17 protein-coding genes and 1 pseudogene are annotated in these 21,371 nt (G+C 64.4%); 11 read left to right on the plus strand and 7 right to left on the minus strand.

The features are described from left to right. Positions 1 to 22 precede the first annotated feature (22 nt). Both MOK15_RS07315 and MOK15_RS07320 read right to left on the minus strand, forming a co-directional pair. Positions 23 to 2,395 carry a glycoside hydrolase family 3 N-terminal domain-containing protein gene (locus MOK15_RS07315; RefSeq protein WP_242930994.1) on the minus strand — a complete coding sequence of 791 codons (2,373 nt, stop codon included), beginning with the start codon at positions 2,393 to 2,395 and terminating at the stop codon, positions 23 to 25. Continuing rightward, positions 2,392 to 4,776: pseudogene (locus tag MOK15_RS07320) on the minus strand (glycoside hydrolase family 3 N-terminal domain-containing protein). The gene MOK15_RS07315 and the pseudogene MOK15_RS07320 overlap by 4 nt, the downstream one beginning before the upstream one ends. A 141-nt stretch (positions 4,777 to 4,917) precedes the next feature. On the opposite strand from MOK15_RS07320, the gene MOK15_RS07325 reads away from it, so the two are divergent. Together MOK15_RS07325 and MOK15_RS07330 are read left to right on the plus strand one after the other, a co-directional pair. Continuing rightward, the gene (locus tag MOK15_RS07325; RefSeq protein WP_242930995.1) at positions 4,918 to 7,062 is read left to right on the plus strand and encodes an alpha-glucuronidase family glycosyl hydrolase; all 2,145 of its coding nucleotides are present in this window, start codon (positions 4,918 to 4,920) and stop codon (positions 7,060 to 7,062) included. A gap of 77 nt (positions 7,063 to 7,139) precedes the next feature. Then, entirely contained in the window at positions 7,140 to 8,216 is a 1,077-nt protein-coding gene (locus MOK15_RS07330; RefSeq protein ID WP_242930996.1) for a LacI family DNA-binding transcriptional regulator, read from the plus strand. 218 nt (positions 8,217 to 8,434) lie between these two features. On the opposite strand, the gene purB is transcribed toward MOK15_RS07330, so the two are convergent. Further along, positions 8,435 to 9,751 (minus strand): adenylosuccinate lyase, encoded by a 1,317-nt coding sequence (gene purB, locus MOK15_RS07335; protein WP_242930997.1) that lies wholly within the window; start codon positions 9,749 to 9,751, stop codon positions 8,435 to 8,437. 276 nt (positions 9,752 to 10,027) lie between these two features. On the opposite strand from purB, the gene MOK15_RS07340 reads away from it, so the two are divergent. Continuing rightward, entirely contained in the window at positions 10,028 to 10,438 is a 411-nt protein-coding gene (locus MOK15_RS07340) for an EF-hand domain-containing protein (RefSeq protein ID WP_242930998.1), read from the plus strand. A 341-nt stretch (positions 10,439 to 10,779) separates the two neighbouring features. Here the strand turns inward: MOK15_RS07340 and MOK15_RS07345 are convergent, their stop codons facing one another. Then, positions 10,780 to 10,986: a hypothetical protein gene (locus MOK15_RS07345; RefSeq protein ID WP_242930999.1), complete on the minus strand. Its 207-nt coding sequence runs from the start codon at positions 10,984 to 10,986 to the stop codon at positions 10,780 to 10,782. 163 nt (positions 10,987 to 11,149) lie between these two features. Here MOK15_RS07345 and MOK15_RS07350 point away from each other — a divergent pair, with 163 nt between their 5' ends. From MOK15_RS07350 to MOK15_RS07385, 8 genes are all read left to right on the plus strand, one after another. Beyond that, positions 11,150 to 12,292, plus strand: a complete 1,143-nt coding sequence (locus MOK15_RS07350) for a fumarylacetoacetate hydrolase family protein (protein ID WP_242932671.1) — start codon at positions 11,150 to 11,152, stop codon at positions 12,290 to 12,292. Next, positions 12,289 to 13,047, plus strand: coding sequence for an SDR family oxidoreductase (locus MOK15_RS07355; RefSeq protein WP_242931000.1), 759 nt, complete (start codon positions 12,289 to 12,291; stop codon positions 13,045 to 13,047). The genes MOK15_RS07350 and MOK15_RS07355 overlap by 4 nt, the downstream gene beginning before the upstream one ends. A 1-nt stretch (position 13,048) precedes the next feature. Next, the gene (locus MOK15_RS07360) at positions 13,049 to 13,924 is read left to right on the plus strand and encodes an SMP-30/gluconolactonase/LRE family protein (RefSeq protein ID WP_242931001.1); all 876 of its coding nucleotides are present in this window, start codon (positions 13,049 to 13,051) and stop codon (positions 13,922 to 13,924) included. Between the two features lie 21 nt (positions 13,925 to 13,945). Then, complete coding sequence (locus MOK15_RS07365) at positions 13,946 to 15,358, plus strand: sugar porter family MFS transporter (RefSeq protein WP_242931002.1); 1,413 nt, start codon at positions 13,946 to 13,948, stop codon at positions 15,356 to 15,358. A 32-nt stretch (positions 15,359 to 15,390) separates the two neighbouring features. Further along, the gene (locus tag MOK15_RS07370; protein WP_347567219.1) at positions 15,391 to 16,245 is read left to right on the plus strand and encodes an aldose 1-epimerase; all 855 of its coding nucleotides are present in this window, start codon (positions 15,391 to 15,393) and stop codon (positions 16,243 to 16,245) included. A 32-nt stretch (positions 16,246 to 16,277) separates the two neighbouring features. Next, positions 16,278 to 16,619, plus strand: a complete 342-nt coding sequence (locus tag MOK15_RS07375; RefSeq protein ID WP_242931003.1) for a lipopolysaccharide assembly protein LapA domain-containing protein — start codon at positions 16,278 to 16,280, stop codon at positions 16,617 to 16,619. Further along, positions 16,616 to 17,290 carry an orotidine-5'-phosphate decarboxylase gene (gene pyrF, locus MOK15_RS07380; RefSeq protein ID WP_242931004.1) on the plus strand — a complete coding sequence of 225 codons (675 nt, stop codon included), beginning with the start codon at positions 16,616 to 16,618 and terminating at the stop codon, positions 17,288 to 17,290. The genes MOK15_RS07375 and pyrF overlap by 4 nt, the downstream gene beginning before the upstream one ends. Positions 17,291 to 17,399: 109 nt before the next feature. Continuing rightward, a complete protein-coding gene (locus tag MOK15_RS07385; RefSeq protein ID WP_242931005.1) occupies positions 17,400 to 17,918 on the plus strand; it encodes a YbjN domain-containing protein in 519 nt (172 codons plus the stop codon). 205 nt (positions 17,919 to 18,123) lie between these two features. Here the strand turns inward: MOK15_RS07385 and MOK15_RS07390 are convergent, their stop codons facing one another. From MOK15_RS07390 to MOK15_RS07400, 3 genes are all read right to left on the minus strand, one after another. After that, positions 18,124 to 18,537, minus strand: coding sequence for a thioesterase family protein (locus MOK15_RS07390; protein ID WP_242931006.1), 414 nt, complete (start codon positions 18,535 to 18,537; stop codon positions 18,124 to 18,126). A 606-nt stretch (positions 18,538 to 19,143) separates the two neighbouring features. Beyond that, the gene (locus MOK15_RS07395) at positions 19,144 to 19,797 is read right to left on the minus strand and encodes an outer membrane beta-barrel protein (protein ID WP_242931007.1); all 654 of its coding nucleotides are present in this window, start codon (positions 19,795 to 19,797) and stop codon (positions 19,144 to 19,146) included. A gap of 179 nt (positions 19,798 to 19,976) precedes the next feature. Continuing rightward, positions 19,977 to 21,371, minus strand: coding sequence for an L-serine ammonia-lyase (locus tag MOK15_RS07400; RefSeq protein WP_347567184.1), 1,395 nt, complete (start codon positions 21,369 to 21,371; stop codon positions 19,977 to 19,979).

The following is a 21,371-nucleotide window of genomic DNA, read 5'->3' on the forward strand; positions in this document are numbered from 1 at the left end:
GCGGCCTGACCAATTTCCCCGATCAGACGATTTCAAGCGTCACCGACTGAAGCGCTTCGCTGTCCGGCCCGACCATGATGTCGAACAGGCCCGGCTCCACCACTTCAGCCATGTCGAGGTTCCAGAGCGCGAAGGCTTCGGGACCGAGCGACAGGCGCACGGTGCGGCTCTCGCCGGGGTTCAGGGTGACGCGCTCAAACCCCTTCAATTCCTTGATTGGGCGGGTGACGCTGGCGGTCTGGTCATGGACATAGAGCTGGACGACCTCATCCCCCGCCCTGTCGCCCACATTGCGGACGTCGACCTCCACCATGACGGTCCCGCCGGTGCCGATGCGCGGGGCGGACAGGCGCGGCTTGCCGATCTCGAACTTCGTGTAGCTGAGGCCGAAGCCGAAGGGGAAAAGTGGCGATATATCCTCAAACACATAGCCGCGCCGGGCGCTGGGCTTGCGGTTGTAGAAGATCGGAATCTGCCCCGCATCGCGCGCAACAGTGACGGGCAGCTTGGCGCCGGGATTGACGTCGCCGAACAGGATGTCGGCCATGGCGGCGCCACCCTCCTGCCCCGGATACCAGCATTCGAGCAGCGCGTTGCACCCCTCCGCCACGGCGGGATAGCTGGGCGGGCGGCCGTTGATGGCGCAGACCACCACGGGCTTGCCGGTCGCCTTCATCGCGGCGAACAGGTCATTCTGTTCCCCGACCAGATCGATGCTGGTGCGATCGCCCAGATGCTGCTTGGCAAAGCCCTCGCGGCTGGTCTGTTCGGTGTCGCCGATGGCGAGCAGAATGATGTCGGCGGTCCTGGCCACCTCGACCGCTTCGGCAATGAGCTGGCGGTTCCTGGCGGGATCGGCCAGCAGCACCGCGTCCGCCGAACGATCCTCGCTCTGGGTGATAAAGACGCCCTGGGCGTGGACGACCTCTGCTTGGCCCTTGAGCTTCGCCTGCACCCCTTCGAGCAGCGACACGTCCTGACGCGGGACGGAGGAATAGCCGCCCAGCCGCGCGATGGCGGCATTGGGACCGATCACCGCGACGCGCCGGTGCGCGCCGGGGGTGAGCGGCAGGGTGCCGTCATTCTTGAGCAGCGCGATCGATCGATGCGCGGCCTTGAGCGCCAGCGCGCGGGCTTCGGCATTGCCGGTCAGCGCGTCAAAATCCTTGCGCGGCCAGGGGTTTTCGAACAGGCCCGCGCGGAATTTGAGGGTCAACATGCGCGTGCAGGCGATATCGACCGCTTCCAGGGGCACTGTGCCCGCGCGGACCTGTTCCACGAGCGTCCGATAGGCCAGGCCATCGGGCAACTCGCAATCGACACCGGCCCGCAGCGCGGCGCGCGCCGTCCCTTGCAGGTCGGGCTGGACATGGTGGATGGTGTCGAGTTCAGGCACGGCGCCATAGTCGCTGACCACTGCACCGTCGAAATGCCATTCGCCGCGCAGGATATCGCCGAGCAGCCAGCGGTTCTGGTGCGACGGGATGCCGTCAATTTCATTGTAGGACGGCATGACGGCGGCGATGCCGGTGCGCTTCACCACCTGACGGAAGGGCGGGAAGAAATTCTCGCGCAACTCGCGCTGGCTGATCGGCGCGGGCGCGACATTCTCGCCGCTCTGGGGCTGGCCGTGGCCGGTCATATGCTTGAGCGTGGCCATGACCTTGTCCGGGCCGAGTTGCTTGCTCTCCCCTTGCAGGCCGAGTACGGCGGCGACGCTCATCTCGCCGCAGAGATAGGGGTCTTCGCCGAACGTCTCCTCGATCCGGCCCCAGCGCGGGTCGCGGGCGATATCGACCACCGGGGACAGCGCCAGATGCACGCCGCGCGCGCGGACTTCGCGGGCGATGACCGACTGGACTTCCCTCATCAACTGGCGGTCGAAGCTGCCGGCCAGACCGATCGCCATCGGGAACATGGTGGCGTCGGTCGCCATATAGCCGTGCAGCGATTCCTCGTGGAAGAGGACCGGGATACCGAGCCGGGTTTCCTGCGTCGCCCATGTCTGGACGGCGGTGATGAAGGCGACCGTGTCGGCCGGGGTGCGCCAGCGCGCGCCGACGCCGCCCGCCTGATTGGAGCCATTGGGCGCACCGCGCCGGTCGGACGGGCGGGTGATCTGGCCGAAACTCGCCGGATAGGCCCTGCTCGCCTTGGCGGGCGAGAAGGTGAGGCCGTCCATGATATCCGCCTTGGTCGCCCAGAGCGCGATGATCTGCCCCACCTTCTCCTCCAGCGTCATGCGCGAGAGGAGATCACGGACGCGCAGGTCGATGGGGGCGGCGGCGTCCTTGTAGAGCGGGCCGCCTTTCCCCTTCGCGGCCATGGCAGGCGTCGCGGCGAGGAAGGAAGTGGAGGCGAGCAGGCCCAGCGCCTGACGACGAGCAAGCGTCATGGCGTCACCGTCAGCGTCGCGGATTTCAGCGCGACCGAACTGTTGCCGGTCATGATCTCGAAATCGCCCGGCTCGACCACGCGATGCATCTCGTCATTCCACATCCACAGGCTTTCGGGGCTGATGGTGAAGGTCATAGTGCGGACTTCACCCGGTTTCAGCGTCACCCGCTGAAAGCCCTTCAATTCCTTGATCGGGCGCGTGACCGAACTGACCTTGTCACGGATATAGAGCTGGACCACTTCGTCGCCCACGCGCTGGCCGGTGTTGCGAACATCGACCGAGACAGTTGTTTTGCCACCCGTGCCGATGCTGGTCGCGGCCAGGCGCGGGGCCGACAGGTCGAAGCTGGTGTAGCTGAGGCCGAAGCCGAAGGGATAGAGCGGATCGGTGGTGTCGAACAGATAGCCGCGCCGCGCACTGGGCTTGGCGTTGTAGAAGATCGGCAATTGCCCGACCGAGCGCGGGACAGTGACGGGTAGCTTGCCGCCGGGGTTCACGTCGCCGAACAGCACGTCTGCGACCGCATTGCCACCCTGCTCGCCCAGATACCAGCCTTCGAGAATGGCGTCGGCCTGTTCGGAAATCTTGACCGTCGATGCCGGGCGGCCGTTGATGAGGACGACGGTGATCGGCTTGCCCAGCGCCTTCAAGGCGTCGAACAGCTCCTGCTGCTCACCGACCAGATCGAGGCTGGGGCGGTCGCCCAGATGATTGCCGGCCCAGCCCTCGCGGCTCGACTGTTCGGTATCGCCCAGGGTGAGGACGATGCGATCCACGCCCCTGGCGGCTTCCACCGCCTGCGCGATCAGCCTGCGGTTTTCGGCGGGATCGGACTTCACCACCTTGTCTTCCCACCAGTCGTCATTCTCGGTGATCTTGACGCCCTGCGCGAAGACGATCTTCGCGCGGCTGCCGACCTTCGCCTTGATGCCTTCGAGGATGGAAACGCTGTGCGGCGGCTGGCCATAATAGCCGCCCAGGCGGGCGACGGCGGCGCTGGGGCCGATGACGGCGATCGTCCCTTCGGGCTTCAGCGGCAGCATGCCGTCATTCTTGAGCAGGGTGATGGAGCGCTGCGCCGCCTTCAGCGCCAGGGCGCGGGCTTCGGCATCGTTGGTGAGCCTTTCGGCAGCGGCGGCGTCGGCATAGGGATTTTCGAACAGGCCCGCGCGGAACTTGAGTTCCAGCATCCGGCGAACGGCAAGGTCCAGCTTCGCCTCGCTCACCTTGCCTTCGCGCACCAGCTTGGCCAGCGTGGCGTAGGACAGGCCGTCGGGCAGGTCCGCATCGACCCCGGCGTCGAGCGCGCGGGTCGCGGCCTGCTCCAGATTGGCGGCGATATGATGGATGCTCATCAACTGGTCGATCGCCGAATAATCGGAAACGACCGCGCCCTTGAAGCCCCATTCCCCGCGCAGCACATCCTGCAACAGCCAGCGATTGGCGTGGCTGGGGACACCGTCGATTTCATTATAGCTGGCCATGACCGCCTCGATCCCGGTGCGCATCACCACCTGTTCGAAGGGCGGGAAGAAATTCTCCCGCAATTCGCGTTCGGAGACAGGCGCGGGGCCGATATTGGTGCCGCTTTCGGGCTGGCCGTGGCCGGTCAGATGCTTGAGCGTGGCGAACACCTTGCCGGGGCGCAGGTTGCGCGAGCGGCCCTGGCCTTGCAGCCCCTCGACCGCGGCGACGCCCATCTCGCCGACCAGATAGGGGTCTTCGCCATAGGTTTCCTCGATCCGGCCCCAGCGCGGGTCGCGGGCGATATCGACCACCGGGGACAACACCATCGGCACACCCCGGACACGGATTTCGCGCGCGATCACGCTGTTGACGTCGCGCAGCATGTCCGTGTCGAAGGAGGAGGCCATGGCGATCGACTGGGGAAAGCTGGTCGCGCCGACGGCGGTATAGCCGTGCAGCCCTTCCTCATGGAACAGGACCGGGATGCCCAGGCGCGTTTGCGTCATCGCCTATTTCTGCATGGCGTTGACCAGGGCGACGGTCTGGCGCGGATCGCGACCCGGCGCGACCCGTGGGCTGACCGGTCCTTTCGCATCGGACGGACGGGTGAACTGGCCCAGGCCGTTGGGATATTGCGCCGCCAGCCTGGCGGGATCGAGCTGGAGCCGGTCGTCGAAAATCTTGACCTTGTCTGTCCAGACGGCAGTGATCTGGGCGATCTTCTCCTCCAGCGTCATGCGCGAAAGGAGATCGTCGACGCGCGCCTCGATCGGGGCGCTGGCGTCCTTGTAGATGGGTTTTGCCGATGCGGCTGGAGCGGCCTGAGCAGCGGCCCGAACTGGCGCCTGCACCCCGGCGATGCCCAGCGCCAGCGCCGAAGCGGCGCAGAGGATTTTGCAGGTACGGATCACGAAGCCCCTCTCCATTTTGCGATGCGGCCACCTTTTTACTTGCCGCGATCGAACTGATAGCGTTACCATTGATCGGACAAGAGAGACTTGTCAATGCCCGTTGAAAGGGCTTTGACGACTAAGCTGCAAGGGAGTGGATGAGTGATAGCGCGCCTGTTTTGCTGGATTGTTGCCATGGTCGCGGTCGGCCTGACGCCGATGGCGCGGGCCGAGGACGGCTATGATCTGTGGCTGCGCTACGCTCGCGCGGACCCGTCGCGCAGCGCTGCCCTCTCGGCCCATGCGACGGCGATCGTCGCCACCGGCGCCGGCCCGACATGGGCTGCGGCCACCGGCGAATTGCAGCGCGGTATCGGCGGCATGACCGGCGCGCCGCCCGCCCTTTCGGAAACGATCCAGCAAGGCGCGCTGTGGCTGGCGACGCCCGCCTCCACCCCTGCGCTGCCGGTCAGGACCGATGGCCTGGGCAGCGAAGGCTATGCGATTCGCTCGACCATGGTCGACGGCAAGGCGGTGACGCTGATCGCCGCGAACGGCGATGTGGGCGTGCTGCACGGCGTCTATCACTGGCTGCGACTGGCGCAGAGCGGGGCGAGCCTCGATGCGCTCGACATCCGCAGCGCGCCGAAGATCGGCCTGCGGCTGCTCAACCATTGGGACAATCTCAACGGCACGGTCGAGCGCGGCTATGCCGGGCAATCCATCTGGGACTGGTGGCGGCTGCCCGACTGGAAAGGGCCGCGCTATACCGACTATGCCCGCGCCAATGCGTCGATCGGCATCAACGGCACGGTCCTCAACAATGTGAATGCGAAGGCGGACAGCCTGACCGCGCCCTATATCGCCAAAGCGGCGGCGCTGGCCGATATCTTCCGTCCCTATGGGATCAAGGTCTATCTGTCGGTCAAATGGACCGCGCCGATGGAACTGGACGGCCTCAAGACCGCCGATCCGCTCGATCCCGCCGTCGCCGCCTGGTGGAAGGCGAAGGCGGACGAGATTTACAAGGCGATCCCCGATTTTGGCGGCTTCCTGATCAAGGCCAATAGCGAGGGCCAGCCGGGGCCGCAGGATTATAACCGCACCCATGCCAATGGCGCGAACATGCTGGCCGCAGCGGTCAAGCCCCATGGCGGCATCGTGATGTGGCGCGCCTTCGTCTACGCGCACGACAATCCCGACGATCGGGCGAAGCAGGCCTATAGCGACTTCAAGCCGCTGGACGGCCAGTTCGCCGACAATGTCATCGTGCAGGTGAAGAATGGCGCGATCGACTTCCAGCCGCGCGAGCCGTTCCATCCGCTGTTCGGGGCGATGCCCAGAACACCGCTGATGATGGAGTTCCAGATCACCAAGGAATATCTGGGCCAGTCGACGCACCTCACCTATCTCGGCCCGCTGTTCGAGGAGGTGCTGCGCAGCGACACCTTTGCGAAGGGCAAGGGATCGACCGTCGCCAGGGTGATCGACGGGTCGCTGGAGGGCCACACCCTCACCGGCATTGCGGGCGTGGCCAATATCGGCGTCGATCGCGACTGGAGCGGGTCGATCTTCAACCAGGCGGACTGGTACGCCTTCGGCCGCCTCGCCTGGGACACCAGCCTGTCGGCGCAGGCGATCGCGCAGGAATGGGCGGCGCAGACCTTCTCGCCCGATCCCAGGGTGGTGCAGCCGATCGTCGCGATGATGATGGGATCGCGCGAGGCGGCGGTCGATTATATGACGCCGCTGGGCCTGGCCCATGTCATGGGCACCGGCCATCATTATGGCCCCGCCCCCTGGATCGCCGACCTGGCGCGGCCCGAATGGAACCCGGTCTATTATCACAAGGCCAACGTCCAGGGCATCGGCTTCGACCGGACCGGGACGGGCAGCAACGCCATCGCCCAATATGCGCCGCCCGTCGCCAGGAGGCTGGCCGATCCGAAGACGACGCCGGAACGCGACCTGCTCTGGTTCCATCACCTGCCCTGGGATTATCGCCTGCGATCGGGGGAGACATTGTGGGACGGGCTGGTCCATCATTATGAGCGGGGCGTGGCCTATGTCGCCGACATGCAGAAGACATGGGAGGGCCTGCGCCCCTATGTCGACGCGGAACGGTTCGCGGAGACGGAGGCGTTCCTCACCATCCAGCATCGCGAGGCACTATGGTGGCGCGACGCCAGCATCGCCTATTTCCAGTCCATGTCGAAACGCCCCCTGCCCGCAGGATCGGCCGCGCCCGCGCATGATCTGGACTGGTACAAGGCGCAGAGCTTTCCCTATGCACCGGGACATAATTGATTTCTTGCCCCAGTTATAACAAATGATGTCGTTACCATTTCGACGATGACATTCCCCGCTCCAAAAAAGGCGCCGCATTGACCGACACACGATCCTCCCGCCGCCAGCGCAACGCCCCCACCATCAACGATGTCGCCCGCCAGGCCGGCGTGTCCCCCATGACGGTGTCGCGCGTCATCAATGGCGAGCAGGTGGTGAAGGCGGAAACCCGCGCCAAGGTGGAGGCGGCGATCGCCGCGCTCAATTACTCGCCCAGCGCCGCCGCGCGCAGCCTGGCCGGTGGGGACGACGTGCGGATCGGTCTGCTCTACAGCAACCCGTCCGCCTCCTATCTCAGCGAGTTTCTGGTCGGCAGCCTGGATCAGGCGAGCCGCAGCGGCATCGACCTGGTGGTCGAGAAGTGGGACGAGCAGACATCGGTACAGTCGGTGGTCGACCATCTGCTGCGCGGCCGGATCAACGGCGTCGTGCTGCCGCCACCGCTCTGCGACCTGGAGGAAATGGTCGCCGCGCTCACCGCCGCCAACATTCCCGCCGTGGCGGTGGCGACCGGCCGCCCGCCGGCGGATCTTTCCGCCGTCAGCATCGACGATCGCAACGCCGCCTATGAAATGACCCGGCACCTGATCGCGCTCGGCCACACGCGCATCGGCTTCATCAAGGGCAATCCCAACCAGACGGCCAGCGCCAAGCGTCTCGACGGCTATGTGGACGCGCTGCGCGAATCCGGGCTGGCGGTCGAGGATGACCTGATCGCCCAGGGTTTCTTCACCTACCGGTCGGGTCTGGATGCGGCCGAACATATATTGTCGCTGGCCGAACCGCCGACCGCCGTCTTCGCCAGCAATGACGACATGGCCGCCGCGACCGTGGCGATCGCGCACCGCAACGGGCTGGACGTGCCGGGCGACCTTACCGTCTGCGGCTTCGACGACAGTTCGCTGGCGACGACGATCTGGCCGGAACTGACCACCATCCGCCAGCCGATCAGCGCCATGTCGCGTGCGGCGGTGGAAGTGCTGGTGCGGCGGCTGAAGGGGAAGAAGGGCCAGAAGAGCGAGGAGACCGAGCATCTGGTGCTCGACCATGCGCTGATCCGCCGCCAGTCGGATGCCGCGCCCAGGGTGCGGCCACGGACGGGGGGACGCGGTTAAACACAAGTTCCGTTCGCTTCGAACAGCGCATGCGGTTCATACCGACCTGTTCCCCGGCGCAGGCCAGCATAAGTTCTCATCAATGTATCTTGGTATTAGGACCGATCGACATTCAGGTTAACGCAGAAGCCCTGGCCTCATTTTCAACGTCATGCCGGACTTGATCCGGCATGACGGCTTGGGAAGCGCATAAAACTGTGAATGTCGATCGGTCCTAGTTAGCCTTCCCCGAACACCCGCTGGAAGATCGTGTCGACCTGGCGGAAATGATAGTCGAGGTTGAACTTGTCCTCGATCTCCTGCGCGCTGAGCGCGGCGGTGACGTCCGGGTCGGCCTTGAGCAGTTCCAGCAGCGAAAGCTGGCCGTCCGATTCCCACACCTTCATCGCGTTGCGCTGGACATAGCGATAGCTGTCCTCGCGGCTCACGCCCGCCTGCGTTAGCGCCAGCAGCACGCGCTGCGAGTGGACAAGCCCGCCCATCTTGTCGAGATTCTTCATCATCCGCTCAGGGTAGACGAGCAGCTTGTCGATCACGCCGGTCAGGCGGCCCAGCGCGAAGTCGAGCGTGATGGTCGCGTCGGGACTGATATAGCGCTCGACCGACGAATGGCTGATGTCGCGTTCGTGCCAGAGCGCCACATTCTCCATTGCGGGCAGCGCATAGCTGCGCACCATGCGGGCCAGGCCGGTCAGGTTCTCGGTCAGCACCGGGTTGCGCTTGTGCGGCATCGCGCTGCTGCCCTTCTGGCCGGGCGAGAAATATTCCTCGGCTTCGAGGACTTCGGTGCGCTGGAGGTGGCGGACCTCGACCGAGAGGCGCTCGATCGAGCTGGCGATGACGCCCAGGGTCGCGAAGAACATCGCATGGCGATCACGCGGGATGACCTGGGTCGATACCGGCTCGATGGCGAGGCCCAGCTTCTGCGCTACATGCTCCTCGACGCGCGGGTCGATATTGGCGAAGGTGCCGACCGCGCCGGAAATGGCGCAGGTGGCGACTTCGGCGCGGGCGGCGATCAGGCGCGCCTTGCAACGACTGAACTCGGCATAGGCTTCGGCCATTTTCAGGCCGAAGGTGACGGGTTCGGCGTGGATGCCGTGGCTGCGGCCGATGGTGGGCGTCAGCTTATGTTCGAAGGCGCGGCGCTTGATGACTTCCAGCAGCTTGTCGAGATCCTCGATCAATATGTCGGCGGCACGGGCAAGCTGCACGGCAAGGCAGGTGTCGAGCACGTCGCTCGACGTCATGCCCTGATGCATGAAGCGGGCTTCGTCGCCCACCTGTTCGGCCACCCAGGTCAGGAAGGCGATGACGTCATGCTTGGTGACGGCCTCGATCGCGTCGATCGCGGGCACGTCGATCGCGGGGTTGGTCGCCCACCAGTCCCACAGCGCCTTGGCGGCGGACGGTGGGACGACGCCCAGCTCGCCCAGCTTCTCGGTCGCGTGCGCCTCGATCTCGAACCAGATTTTGAACCGGGCTTCCGGTTCCCAGAGGGCAGTCATGTGCGGGCGGGCGTAACGGGGGACCATGGGCGAATCCTGCGTGGCTAGGGGTGGGAGTCGCCGCGCCGACTAGCAGCACCGTCCCCAGCTAGCAAATCGCGCGCATTCCATCCCGTTTCTGCTTCACCTTTTCGCAACTTTTGCCGGGAAAAAGGGCGAAACGAACCAATTTTCAAGACGAATGACGGGATATGAACGGATGTTCAGGAACAATGGCGCGAATTCGACTATTATGACTGCATGAATATAGGAGTCGGGTGGACGCGATTGTTTCCCGGCACGGTCGCACACCAGGAGATCTCAATGATCCGCACGTTTTTGTTTACGATGACCTTGGCTATCGCTGCCCCCGCCATGGCGCAGCAGGCCACCAGCCCCGATCAGGGCGCCACGCCATCCGCCCCCGCCCAGCCGCAAACCGCAACCCCTGCCCAGCCTGCGGCCCCAGCCAATTCGGCCAACACGGTGGCGTCGATCGTCGACAGCGAATTTCCCGCCTATGACACGAACAGCGACGGCCAGTTGGACAAGGCCGAATTTTCCCGATGGATGGTCACGCTGAAGGATCAGGAGATGAAGGCGACCGGCAAGGTCTATTCGGCCGAACAAGTGACCGCCTGGGCCAATGGCGCCTTTACAAGTGCGGATTCCGACAAGAACACGACCGTCAGCAAGCCCGAACTGATCCGCTATCTGAGCGGCGGGGCAGCCTGACCCCACATTGTATTCCCCCGCCTGTCACGAACGGCGGACAATAAACCCTCAACGGGTCGCATCATGGGGCGGCATGGAACGAAGGCCATGCCGCCCCATTTTTGTGGCGATCATGGCGTTTGCAAACCCGCTCGCTGAATGTGGGTGACGGAGGCGAAAATCCTCCCCTGCAAGGGGAGGGGGATCACGAAGTGGTGGAGGGGTGTCCCGCTATCGATAGGGTGACACCCCTCCGTCAGGCGCTGTGCGCCTGCCACCTCCCCTACCAGGGGAGGATGAAGATTTCTGATCCTTCTCATCATCGCAAACGCAACGACACCCCGCCGCGCGGCGGCGCGGGATCAGCCCTTCTTGCGGGCGTAGAGGAGGGCTGCGACGATGGCGGCCGATCCGATGCCGACGGCCGTTCCCATCCATACGCTCTTGCCGGCGGACTTGCGCGCGGCGCTGGCGAGGTCGGCCTTCTTTCCAGCCTTTTCGGCAGCGGCTGTTGCGGGAGAAGCGGCGTCTGCGCCGGTGGCCGGCGCGCTGTCTTCGGTCTTGCTCATAGTCCTTGCGCTTATGCCCCAAAGTGAAGGCCCGGAAAAGATATAACCCTCTCCACTTGTCGACTTTCCGTTTGAGCGGCTTTTGCGTAACACCCTCTTGACTTGGCGTGCCATTCCATGCTGGTAGCGCTATCAATTACGACCACCGTTTTAGGAGTTGATGATGCCGGGCGATGCTTCCCTGCTCGATTGCCTGCCTGCCGACTGGCGCGAAGGCTTGTTCATCGGCCGCGTTCAAACCGCTGCCGGTCCCAGCCCGATATTGGTCGCCGATGGCCAGGCCTATGACATGAGCCGCGTCGCACCGACCGTCGCGCAACTGGTTGAGAAATTGCCGCTTTCCGCTGCTTCCGGCGAAGCGCTCGGCCCGCTCGAAACCCTCGGCCTGCCGCTGCTCAGCCCGGTCGACCTGCAATGCGTCAAAGCGTGCGGCGTGACCTTCGCCCTGTCCGCGCTGGAGCGGGTGATCGAGGAGCGGGCGCGGGGCGACTCCAGCGCCGCCGCCGAGATTCGCGGCCGGCTGGAAGAGCGCGTGGGCGGTTCGATCCGCGCCGTGGTCCCCGGCACCGAAGAAGCCGCCGCGCTCAAGGCTGCGCTGATCGAGGACGGCCTCTGGTCGCAATATCTGGAAGTCGCGATCGGCCCCGATGCGGAAGTCTTCACCAAGGCGCCGGTGCTCTCGACCGTGGGCCTGGGCGCGGAGATCGGCATCCGGTCCGATTCCACCTGGAACAATCCCGAACCCGAAGTGGTGTTGATCGTCAACGCCGCCGGCAGCGCGGTGGGCGCGACGCTGGGCAATGACGTCAACCTGCGCGATTTCGAAGGCCGCTCCGCGTTGCTGCTGGGCAAGGCGAAGGACAATAACGCCTCCTGCTCGCTCGGCCCGCTGATCCGCCTGTTCGACGGTGATTTCACCATCGACGACGTGCGCAATGCCGAAGTGGGGCTGACCATCGACGGGCCGGAAGGCTATCGGTTGGAAGGCAAGAGCAGCATGAACCAGATCAGCCGCGATCCGCTGGACCTGGTGCGCCAGACCCTGTCGGAACATCAATATCCCGACGGCTTCACGCTGTTCCTGGGGACGCTCTTCGCCCCCGTTCAGGACCGTGACGAGCCGGGCCGCGGCTTTACGCACAAGGTTGGAGACAGCGTTGCCATCTCCACTCCGCGCCTGGGCAAGCTGGTGAATACGGTCGTGACGTCGAAGGACGCCGCGCCCTGGACCTGGGGCCTTACCGCCCTGATGACCAATCTGGCCGCGCGCGGCCTGCTGACCGCCCAGGAGACCGAAACCGCATGAACGGCGCCATCTACCCTAGTCTCCGGGGCAAGCGGGTCTTTATCAGCGGCGGCGGCAGCGGCATCGGCGAAGGGCTGGTCGAGGCGTTCGTCGGCCAGGGCGCGCATGTCGCCTTCTGCGATATCGCCGTGGCCGAAAGCGAGGCGCTGGTCGCCCGGCTTGCCGACACGGATGTCGCGCCAATCTTCCACGCGGTCGACCTGCGCGACATTGAAGCGGTGCAGGCGATGATCGGAAAGGTGGAGGCGCAGCTTGGCGGGATCGATATTCTCGTCAACAATGCCGCCAATGACGACCGCCACAGGATCGAGGATGTCACCCCCACTTATTGGGACGAGCGGATGGCGGTGAACCTGCGCCACCTCTTCTTCGCATCGCAGGCCGCCGTGCCCGCGATGAAGCGCGCCGGTGGCGGCGTGATCCTGAATTTCGGGTCGATAAGCTGGCATCTCGCCCTGCCCGAACTGACGCTCTACCAGACCGCCAAGGCCGCGATCGAAGGGCTGACCCGCAGCCTTGCCCGCGACCTGGGCCGCGACAATATCCGCGTCAACACCATCATCCCCGGCAATGTGAAGACCCCGCGCCAGGAAAAATGGTACACGCCCGAAGGCGAGGCGGAGATCGTCGCGGCGCAATGCCTGGACGGCCGCATCCTGCCGGTGGACGTCGCCGCGCTGGCGATGTTCCTGGCGTCGGACGATGCGCGTTACTGCACCGGCCATGATTATTTCATCGATGCGGGCTGGCGCTGAGATGCCGACCGCCGAGCCACAGAGCATCCTGTCGGTCGGCGCGACGCTGGGCGAAGGGCCGGTCTGGGTGGCGCGCGACGCCGCCCTCTGGTTCGTCGACATCAAGGGGCATCGCGTCCACCGCTACGACCCGGCGCTGGAAGTCGGCCGCAGCTGGGCCGCGCCGGAGCAGGTGGGCTGGATTGCGCCGACCGACGACGGGCTGTTCGCGGTCGGCCTGCAATCGGGCGTGCATCGCTTCGACCCGGAGCAGGGCAGCTTTGCGCTGCTCCACGCGCCCGAAGCGCACCTGCCCGGCAATCGCCAGAACGACGCCAGCGTGGCCCCCGACGGGGCGCTCTGGTTCGGGACGATGGACGATGGGGAAAAGGCCGATAGCGGCTATTTCTACCGCCTGCACAGGGGCGTCTGCGCCGAAACGGGCCTGCCGCCGGTGTCGATCACCAACGGCCCCGCTTTTTCGCCCGATGGCCGCATTCTCTATCATACCGACACGCTGGGCAAGCGCATCTGGCGCACCGAGCTGACGGAAGAGGGCGCAGTCGGCAATACCCGCCTGTTCACCAAGATCGAGGATGGCGCTGGCTATCCCGACGGGCCGACGGTCGATGCCGAAGGCTGCCTGTGGACCGGGTTGTTCGGCGGATGGGCGGTGCGCCGCTACGATCCGGCGGGCAAGCTGATGCGCGAAATCCGCTTCCCCGTCGCCAACATCACCAAGATCGCCTTTGGCGGCGAGGGACTGAGCACCGCCTATGCGACGACCGCGCGCAAGGGGTTGAACATGACAGCGTTGACAGAGCAACCCTTGGCAGGCGATCTCTTCGCCTTCGATCCCGGTGTCACGGGGCTGCCAGGGACTATCGCCGAGATATAGAAGAGCAGGAAGGATGAACGAATGAGTGAGGGGAGCGCCGGGAAGGTCAATATGGCCTTCATCGCAGCGATCGTCGCGGTGGCGACGATCGGCGGTTTCATGTTCGGTTATGATTCGGGCGTCATCAACGGCACGCAGAAGGGGCTGGAAAGTGCCTTCGACCTGGGCAAGCTGGGCATCGGCATTAATGTCGGCGCGATCCTGGTCGGGTCGTCGATCGGCGCGTTCGGCGCGGGCCGCATGGCCGACATCATCGGCCGTCGCGGCGTGATGATGCTGGCCGCCATCCTGTTCCTGGTCAGCGCGCTGCTGGCAGGCGCGGCCGGTTCGTCGGCCATCTTCATCTTCGCGCGCATCATCGGCGGCCTGGGCGTCGGCGCGGCGAGCGTCATTTCGCCCGTCTATATCTCCGAAGTCACCCCCGCCAACGTGCGCGGCCGGCTATCGTCGGTGCAGCAGGTGATGATCATCTCCGGCCTCACCGGCGCGTTCGTCGCCAATTTCGTGCTGGCGCGCTATGCGGGCGGCTCCACCGCGCCGCTGTGGCTCGACTTCCCGGCCTGGCGCTGGATGTTCTGGTTGCAGGCAATCCCGGCCGCCATCTATTTCCTGGCGCTGCTGGTGATCCCGGAAAGCCCCCGCTACCTCGTCGCACGCGGGCAGGACGAGCGCGCCCGCGCCGTCCTCACCCGCCTGTTCGGTGCGGCCGAAGCCGACCGCAAGGTCGCCGAAATCCGCGCCAGCCTGGCCGCCGACCATCATCGCCCCAAGCTCAGCGACCTGATCGATAAGGTCAGCGGCAAGGTGCGCCCGATCGTCTGGACCGGCATCGGCCTCGCCGTCTTCCAGCAGCTCGTGGGCATCAACGTCGTCTTCTATTATGGTGCGACCCTGTGGGAAGCCGTCGGCTTTTCGGAGGATAATGCGCTCCAGATCAACATCCTGTCGGGCGTGCTGTCGATCGGCGCGTGCCTGGGCACGATCATGCTGGTCGACCGGATCGGCCGCAAGCCGTTGCTGCTGATCGGCTCGGCGGGCATGGCGGTGACGCTGGCGATCGTCGCCTATGCCTTCTCCACCGCCGTCACCGGTGCGGACGGCGGCGTCATCCTGCCCGGCCATAACGGCCTGATGGCGTTGATCGCGGCCAATCTCTACGTGATCTTCTTCAACCTTAGCTGGGGTCCGATCATGTGGGTCATGCTGGGCGAGATGTTCCCGAACCAGATCCGCGGCTCCGGCCTGGCGGTGGCGGGCTTTGCCCAGTGGATCGCCAATGCGGCGATCTCGGTCAGCTTCCCGGCGCTGGCCGTGTCGCCGGGCCTGGTCTTCACCTACACCGGCTATGCGTTGTTCGCGCTCATCTCCTTCTTCTTCGTGCGCGCCATGGTGCATGAGACCAAGGGCCGCGAGCTTGAGGATATGGTCGGCTGAGCCAGGGCAACATCATCCTGCGGGCGGGGGCGCTGGAGGCAGCGCTCTCGCCCGCGATCGGCGGGTCGCTGCTGCGGCTGACGCTGGACGGCGCGGACCTGCTGCGGCGCGCGCCCGAAGGAACCGATGATCCGCTCGCCATGGCCAGCTTCCCGCTGGTCCCTTATGCCAATCGCATCGCGGACGGGCATTTCGCGTTCGGGGGGCAGGATTACCGGCTCCCCCTCAATTTCGGCGACCATCCGCACAGCATCCATGGCTTTGGGTGGCAAGCGGCATGGACAGCGAAAGCGACAGATGGCACATCCGCGCACCTGATCCACGAGCATGAAGGCGATGCGGGCTGGCCCTGGCCCTATCGCGCCGAACAGCAGATGGCGATCACGCCGTCGGACCTGTCCATGTCGCTGTTCGTGGAAAACAGGGGCGATCGCCCGATGCCGGTCGGCCTGGGCTTCCACCCCTATTTCGTGGCCGATGACGCGACCACGCTCCGGTTCGATGCGCGCAGCCTGTGGCTCTCCACCCCCGACATGCTGCCCGAACGGGAAGCGCCCGCCGACACGCTGGGCGACTGGTCGCGACCCGCGACCGTGCGCGGCGACAGCCTGATCGACAATGTCTATGGCGGCTGGGGCGGCGTGGCGACGGTCGAGCGCGGCGACGGCCTGCGCCTCACCCTGACCGCCACGGGCGCGGACTGGCTGCATGTCTATCGCCCGCCGGATGCGGGCTTTTTCTGCCTGGAACCGGTCAGCCATATGCCCGACGCGATCAATCGCGGCGGCATGGCGACGCTGGCGCCGGGCGCGGTCGCACGCCTGTCCATGACCGTCGCGATCGACGAAATCGATCAGGCGCTTCCGAAATCCGCTTCGATCGCCTAAGCTGCGGTAAACCAGCAGCGAGGTATCAGCCTATGCAATTTTTGCGGACAGCCTTTTGGGTCGCCATCGCCGTGGCGCTCGCCTTCTTCTGCATGGCGAATTATGTGCCCGTGACCGTGCGGCTGTGGGGCGATCTGGTGATGGAAACCAAACTGCCCGTGCTGCTGATCGGCGCGTTCCTGCTCGGCGCCCTGCCCTTCTGGGTGATGGCGCGGGCGACACGCTGGCGGTTGCGGCGCCGGCTCGACAGCACCGAACGGGCCTTGGTGGTGGCGACCGCCGCCGCCACGCCGCCGCCCGCTCCCGCCTTTTCGGATGTTCCGGACACGCCGGACTCCCTTACCCCATCTTCCAGCCTCACAGGACCCGCATGACCAGCCCCATCTACGTCGCCATCGATACGCCCGACCTTGCCAAGGCGCAGATACTCGCCGGGCAGGTGCGGCATCATGTCGGCGGGCTGAAGCTGGGCCTGGAGTTCTTCTGCGCCAATGGCCATCATGGCGTGCATGAAATGATGAAGTTCGACCTGCCGATCTTCCTGGACCTCAAGCTGCACGACATTCCCAATACGGTGGCGAAGGCGGTGCAATCGCTGCATGTGCTGGAACCCGCGATCCTGACCGTCCATGCGGCGGGCGGACGCGCCATGCTGGAGGACGCCAAGGCGGCGGCGGGCATCAATACCAAGGTGGTGGCCGTCACCGTGCTTACCAGCCTGGACAATGGCGACCTGCTCGACATCGGCGTAGGTGGGAAAGCGGAGGATCAGGTCCGCCGCCTCGCCGACCTGGCGCAGAGCGCGGGCCTGGACGGCATCGTCTGTTCGGGCGCGGAAGTGGCGCTGGCCAAGGCGGCCTGGAATGACGGCTTCTTCGTGGTGCCGGGCGTACGCCCCACCGGCGGCGCGATGGGCGACCAGAAGCGCGCGGTGACGCCGCGCCAGGCGCTCGACCGGGGCGCATCCGTCCTGGTGGTCGGCCGCCCGATCAGCCTGGCGGACAATCCCGACCACGCCGCGCGCGAGATCGAAGCGACGCTTTAGAGCCGGTCGATATCAGCCTGATCCCCCCGTCATTGTGAGCGTGACGCTTCAACGAGAAATCCCCCTTGGTGGGGTCCGCCATTCCTGTTCGACCCCGTCTATGGAGATCATGATGCCCCCCTTCCGCCTGTCGCTGCTTGGCCTTGGCCTGGCCCTGTCGATTACCGCGTCGATCCCCACCTACGCCGCGCCGAAGGACGAGACCGGCTGCGGCACCGACCTGGTATGCGCCGCCAGTCCCCAGACGATCGCCAGCGCCCTGCAGAAGGCCGGCTACACCGCCGAACTGACCAAGGACAATCTGGGCGACCCGATGATAAACAGCGCGGCGGCGGGCTATAAATTCTCGATTCTCTTCTACGATTGCACGGAGCACGTAAAATGCGAATCCCTGCAATTTTATGCATCCTATGATGCGAATGAGAAGATCACGGCCGATTATGTGAACAAATGGAACAATGAAAAACGCTTCGTCAGCGCCATCGTCAACGACGAGCATGAACTGACCCTGCGCTATGACGTCGCCACCATAGGTGGAATTAATCAGACCAATTTCAAGGATATACTCGACTGGTGGTCAACGCTGCTGGGCGACTATTCCAACTTCTCGAAAGAAAATCTCAACTGATCGGCGCGAGGCTGGAGTGCGTTTGGGAATGTGCTCTTCCGTGCATTCCCAAGCAATCTCTCCTACCAAGCTGCATAGAGAATAACGCATCAGGATCGACTGGTTGCTGTTCCCCGGTGAAAGCCGGGGAACAGCTCCACGGTTCGAACTGGACCCCGGCTTTCGCCGGGGAACAGCGATGCGTCATTCTCTATGCATCCCGGTATCAGTCCTTCGGCTCATCCCCGGCGAAGAAATGCTGGATCACCTCGCGCGCCAGCCGCGCGGGGCGCAGCGTGCTGGCGTCGATGCAGCACCAGCTCGACTTGACCTCCGCCAGCACTTCCTCACCCCGGCGGATGATCGTTTCGTAGAAGGCGCGCGCGCCCTGCACCTTTTCGAGGAGAACGGTGGCAATCACCTCATCGTCCAGGAAAGTGGGCTTGCGATAGGTGATCTCATGCTTGAGCGCGACCCAGAGATGCTCCGCGACCGCTTCGGCCGGGGCCAACGCGCGCCAATGGTCCAGCACCGCGCTCTGCACCCATTTCAGGTAGCTGGCATTGTTCACATGACCCATGAAGTCGATGTCATCCGGCTCGATGCCGACGGGATAGAGATGGGGAATCGCGTTACTCACAATGATGTCAATAACATTCCTGCGGAGAGACCGATAGGGGGTTTGACGCGATCTTCCCGCGCCCCGTCGCCTTTCATTGCAAGGCGCGGGTCATGGCCGCAGAAAAAATTGCGCAACATATCAGTATACATATGCTGCACCGCAGTATTCATCATTGACTTATTTCCCCTGCGTCGCATTCTTCCCTAAATCTGACAAGACGGGGGTTCTTTATGGCGATTGGCGATGAGACTGCGGCTCAAGTTGCCGCACAACTTACGCAAGCATGGGCGCTTCGATCCGGGGTTAGGAAACCTGATCCTACCAGGCCAATCGAAGATCAGGTTGTAACCATCTACAAGCGCTTTCTGGATTCCGTGCAGAAAATCTGAAACATATCATCAACGAATATGTCATCCATTAAATGGATGATTCCTTGTTAGATTAACTGATCACAGCCTTCTATTTCATGATATAAAAAGGGGCCGATCCAATGACCGACCCCTTCCCCCGGAAGAATTTTGTTCTATCTTTCCGAAATAGAACAATAATTTAGTTATTTATTTTCGTACAATTCCGTGTGCAGAGCCATTTTTCGTGCTCCGGCCGACTCCTGCACATGATGTTCTAGAAACGCCAGCCGACGCTGCCGACAACCTGATGGCGGTCGGTGTCGATGCCGAACTGGTCGCTGGTCGTTCCATCGGCGAAGTTGATGTGGGCGTCATCATATTTGGAATAGCGATATTCGATCTTGGCGAAGGTGTTGGCGTTGATCGCCCGCTCCACGCCCGCGCCGACACGCCAGCCGTTCAGCTTGAACGATGTGTCGGTGGTTTCGTCGGTGTCGCCGGCCAGCACGTCGAGCTTGGTGTTGGTATAGCCGCCCTTCACGTAGAGGAGCGTGGAGGGATTGGCGAGGATACCCGCGCGCGCGCCGACATAGAGATCGCGGCCCTGCTTCACCCGGCCGAAGCCGAACTGGTCGGTGAAATCGCGGCGGCTGCTCTTCGATGTGGAGTCGGTCCATTCACCTTCGACACCCACGACCGCGCCGCCCAGATTCACGTCATAGCCTGCGCCGACACCGTAGAGCAGGCCGTTGATCGACTCATCGTCACGGCCATTGTCATTATCGACGCTGCTGCCCGCGCCGGTATGATCCCAGCCGAGAATGCCCTCGACACGGGGACCGGTGAAGCTTGGGGCGGCGTCCTGCGCCAGCGCCGGGGCGGACACGGTCACGCCGGCCAGAAGGGTTGCGACCATCAACTTACGCATAAGAGGTACTCCGTTCGTCATTCTCCCCCATCAGGGGGTGAGACGCTCAAGCCGGAGCAAAGCCGTTTGTTTCATGAATGGGAGATAAACGACTGATTATGTTGCATTAATGGCACAAAATCCGCTCAACTCATCGCGAAATCGTGCGAGGGAGGCGATAAGGCGAAGGAACTATTTTCTCAACATTCGACGACATTGACCGCCAAGCCGCCAAGCGAGGTTTCCTTGTAGCGGCTCGCCATGTCCTCGCCGGTCTGGCGCATGGTTTCGATCACCGCGTCCAGGCTGACGATATGCCGCCCGTCGCCCTGGAGCGCGAGATAGGCGGCGTTGATCGCCTTGACCGCGCCCATGGTGTTCCGTTCGATGCACGGAATCTGGACAAGGCCGCCGATCGGATCGCAGGTAAGGCCCAGATTATGCTCCATGCCGATTTCGGCGGCATTTTCGATCTGCTGGTTGGTGCCGCCCAGCACGGCGGCGAGGCCCGCCGCCGCCATCGAGCAGGCGACGCCCACCTCCCCCTGACAGCCCATTTCGGCCGCGGAGATGGAGGCGCGCTTCTTGTAGAGGAAGCCGATCGCCGCCGTCGTGAGCAGGAAACGACGCTCCCCCTCGCGGTCGGCGCCGGGTACGAAGCGGCGGTAATAATGCAGCACCGCCGGGATCACCCCCGCCGCGCCATTGGTGGGCGCGGTGACGACGCGGCCGCCCGCTGCATTTTCCTCATTCACCGCGAGCGCGAACAGGCTGACCCATTCGAAAATCTGCGCCGGTCCCAGCGCATCCTGTTGCAGGCGCAACCGCTGGTGAATGGCGCGGGCGCGGCGGCGGACCTTGAGGCCGCCGGGCAGCAGCCCTTCCTGCATCAGTCCCCGGTCGATCGAGGCGGACATGGCGTCGATCACGCTGTCGAGAAACGCCTCCGTCTCCTCCTGCGCGCGCCAGGCGCCTTCATTGCGCAGCACCAGCGTCGCGATCGACAGGCCGCTGCGCTCGCCCTGCGCCAGCATCTCCTCGCCAGAGGAGAAGGGAAAGGGCTGCACGACATTATGGCCAAGCGGCGTGTCGTCGTTGACCGGCACTGCGCCGGGCAGGACCGCGCCGCCGCCGATGGAATAATAGTCGCGCACCAGCGGCGCGGCCTGCCCTTCGAACCAGGCGGAAAAGCGCATACCATTGCTGTGCGCCTCCAGAAATTCGCCCATGCGGAACAGCAGGTCGCTATCCTCCGCGAACGGCACCCAACGGTTGATCGCGCTGCCGGCCTGGATACGTCCCTCGCTGCGGATGGCGGCGAGGATGGCGGATATGGCGTCGGGATCGGTGCTTTCGGGGCGATGGCCCGACAGGCCCAGCAGGATTGCGACATCGGTCGCATGGCCCCTGCCCGTCAGCGCCAGCGATCCGAACAATTCGCACTGCACCCGGACGGGGATGGCGGGCAGCGTGTCCATGAACATCAGCGCGGCGCGCATCGGCCCGACGGTATGCGAACTGGACGGGCCGATGCCGATGGTGAACAGGTCCATCACGCTGATCGCGGTGCCGGCATCAATGCGGCTCTTGGTCAC

Source organism: Sphingobium sp. BYY-5, from assembly GCF_022758885.1.
Classification (GTDB): Bacteria; Pseudomonadota; Alphaproteobacteria; order Sphingomonadales; family Sphingomonadaceae; genus Sphingobium.

What these genes read in the sequence shown, in the direction of transcription:
- MOK15_RS07315 (WP_242930994.1), bottom strand. Translation starts at nt 2,395, where the DNA reads ATGACGCTTGCTCGTCGTCAGGCGCTGGGCCTGCTCGCCTCCACTTCC.
- purB (WP_242930997.1), bottom strand. Translation starts at nt 9,751, where the DNA reads ATGGTCCCCCGTTACGCCCGCCCGCACATGACTGCCCTCTGGGAACCG.
- MOK15_RS07340 (WP_242930998.1), top strand. Translation starts at nt 10,028, where the DNA reads ATGATCCGCACGTTTTTGTTTACGATGACCTTGGCTATCGCTGCCCCC.
- MOK15_RS07345 (WP_242930999.1), bottom strand. Translation starts at nt 10,986, where the DNA reads ATGAGCAAGACCGAAGACAGCGCGCCGGCCACCGGCGCAGACGCCGCT.
- MOK15_RS07350 (WP_242932671.1), top strand. Translation starts at nt 11,150, where the DNA reads ATGCCGGGCGATGCTTCCCTGCTCGATTGCCTGCCTGCCGACTGGCGC.
- MOK15_RS07355 (WP_242931000.1), top strand. Translation starts at nt 12,289, where the DNA reads ATGAACGGCGCCATCTACCCTAGTCTCCGGGGCAAGCGGGTCTTTATC.
- MOK15_RS07360 (WP_242931001.1), top strand. Translation starts at nt 13,049, where the DNA reads ATGCCGACCGCCGAGCCACAGAGCATCCTGTCGGTCGGCGCGACGCTG.
- MOK15_RS07365 (WP_242931002.1), top strand. Translation starts at nt 13,946, where the DNA reads ATGAGTGAGGGGAGCGCCGGGAAGGTCAATATGGCCTTCATCGCAGCG.
- MOK15_RS07375 (WP_242931003.1), top strand. Translation starts at nt 16,278, where the DNA reads ATGCAATTTTTGCGGACAGCCTTTTGGGTCGCCATCGCCGTGGCGCTC.
- pyrF (WP_242931004.1), top strand. Translation starts at nt 16,616, where the DNA reads ATGACCAGCCCCATCTACGTCGCCATCGATACGCCCGACCTTGCCAAG.
- MOK15_RS07385 (WP_242931005.1), top strand. Translation starts at nt 17,400, where the DNA reads ATGATGCCCCCCTTCCGCCTGTCGCTGCTTGGCCTTGGCCTGGCCCTG.
- MOK15_RS07395 (WP_242931007.1), bottom strand. Translation starts at nt 19,797, where the DNA reads ATGCGTAAGTTGATGGTCGCAACCCTTCTGGCCGGCGTGACCGTGTCC.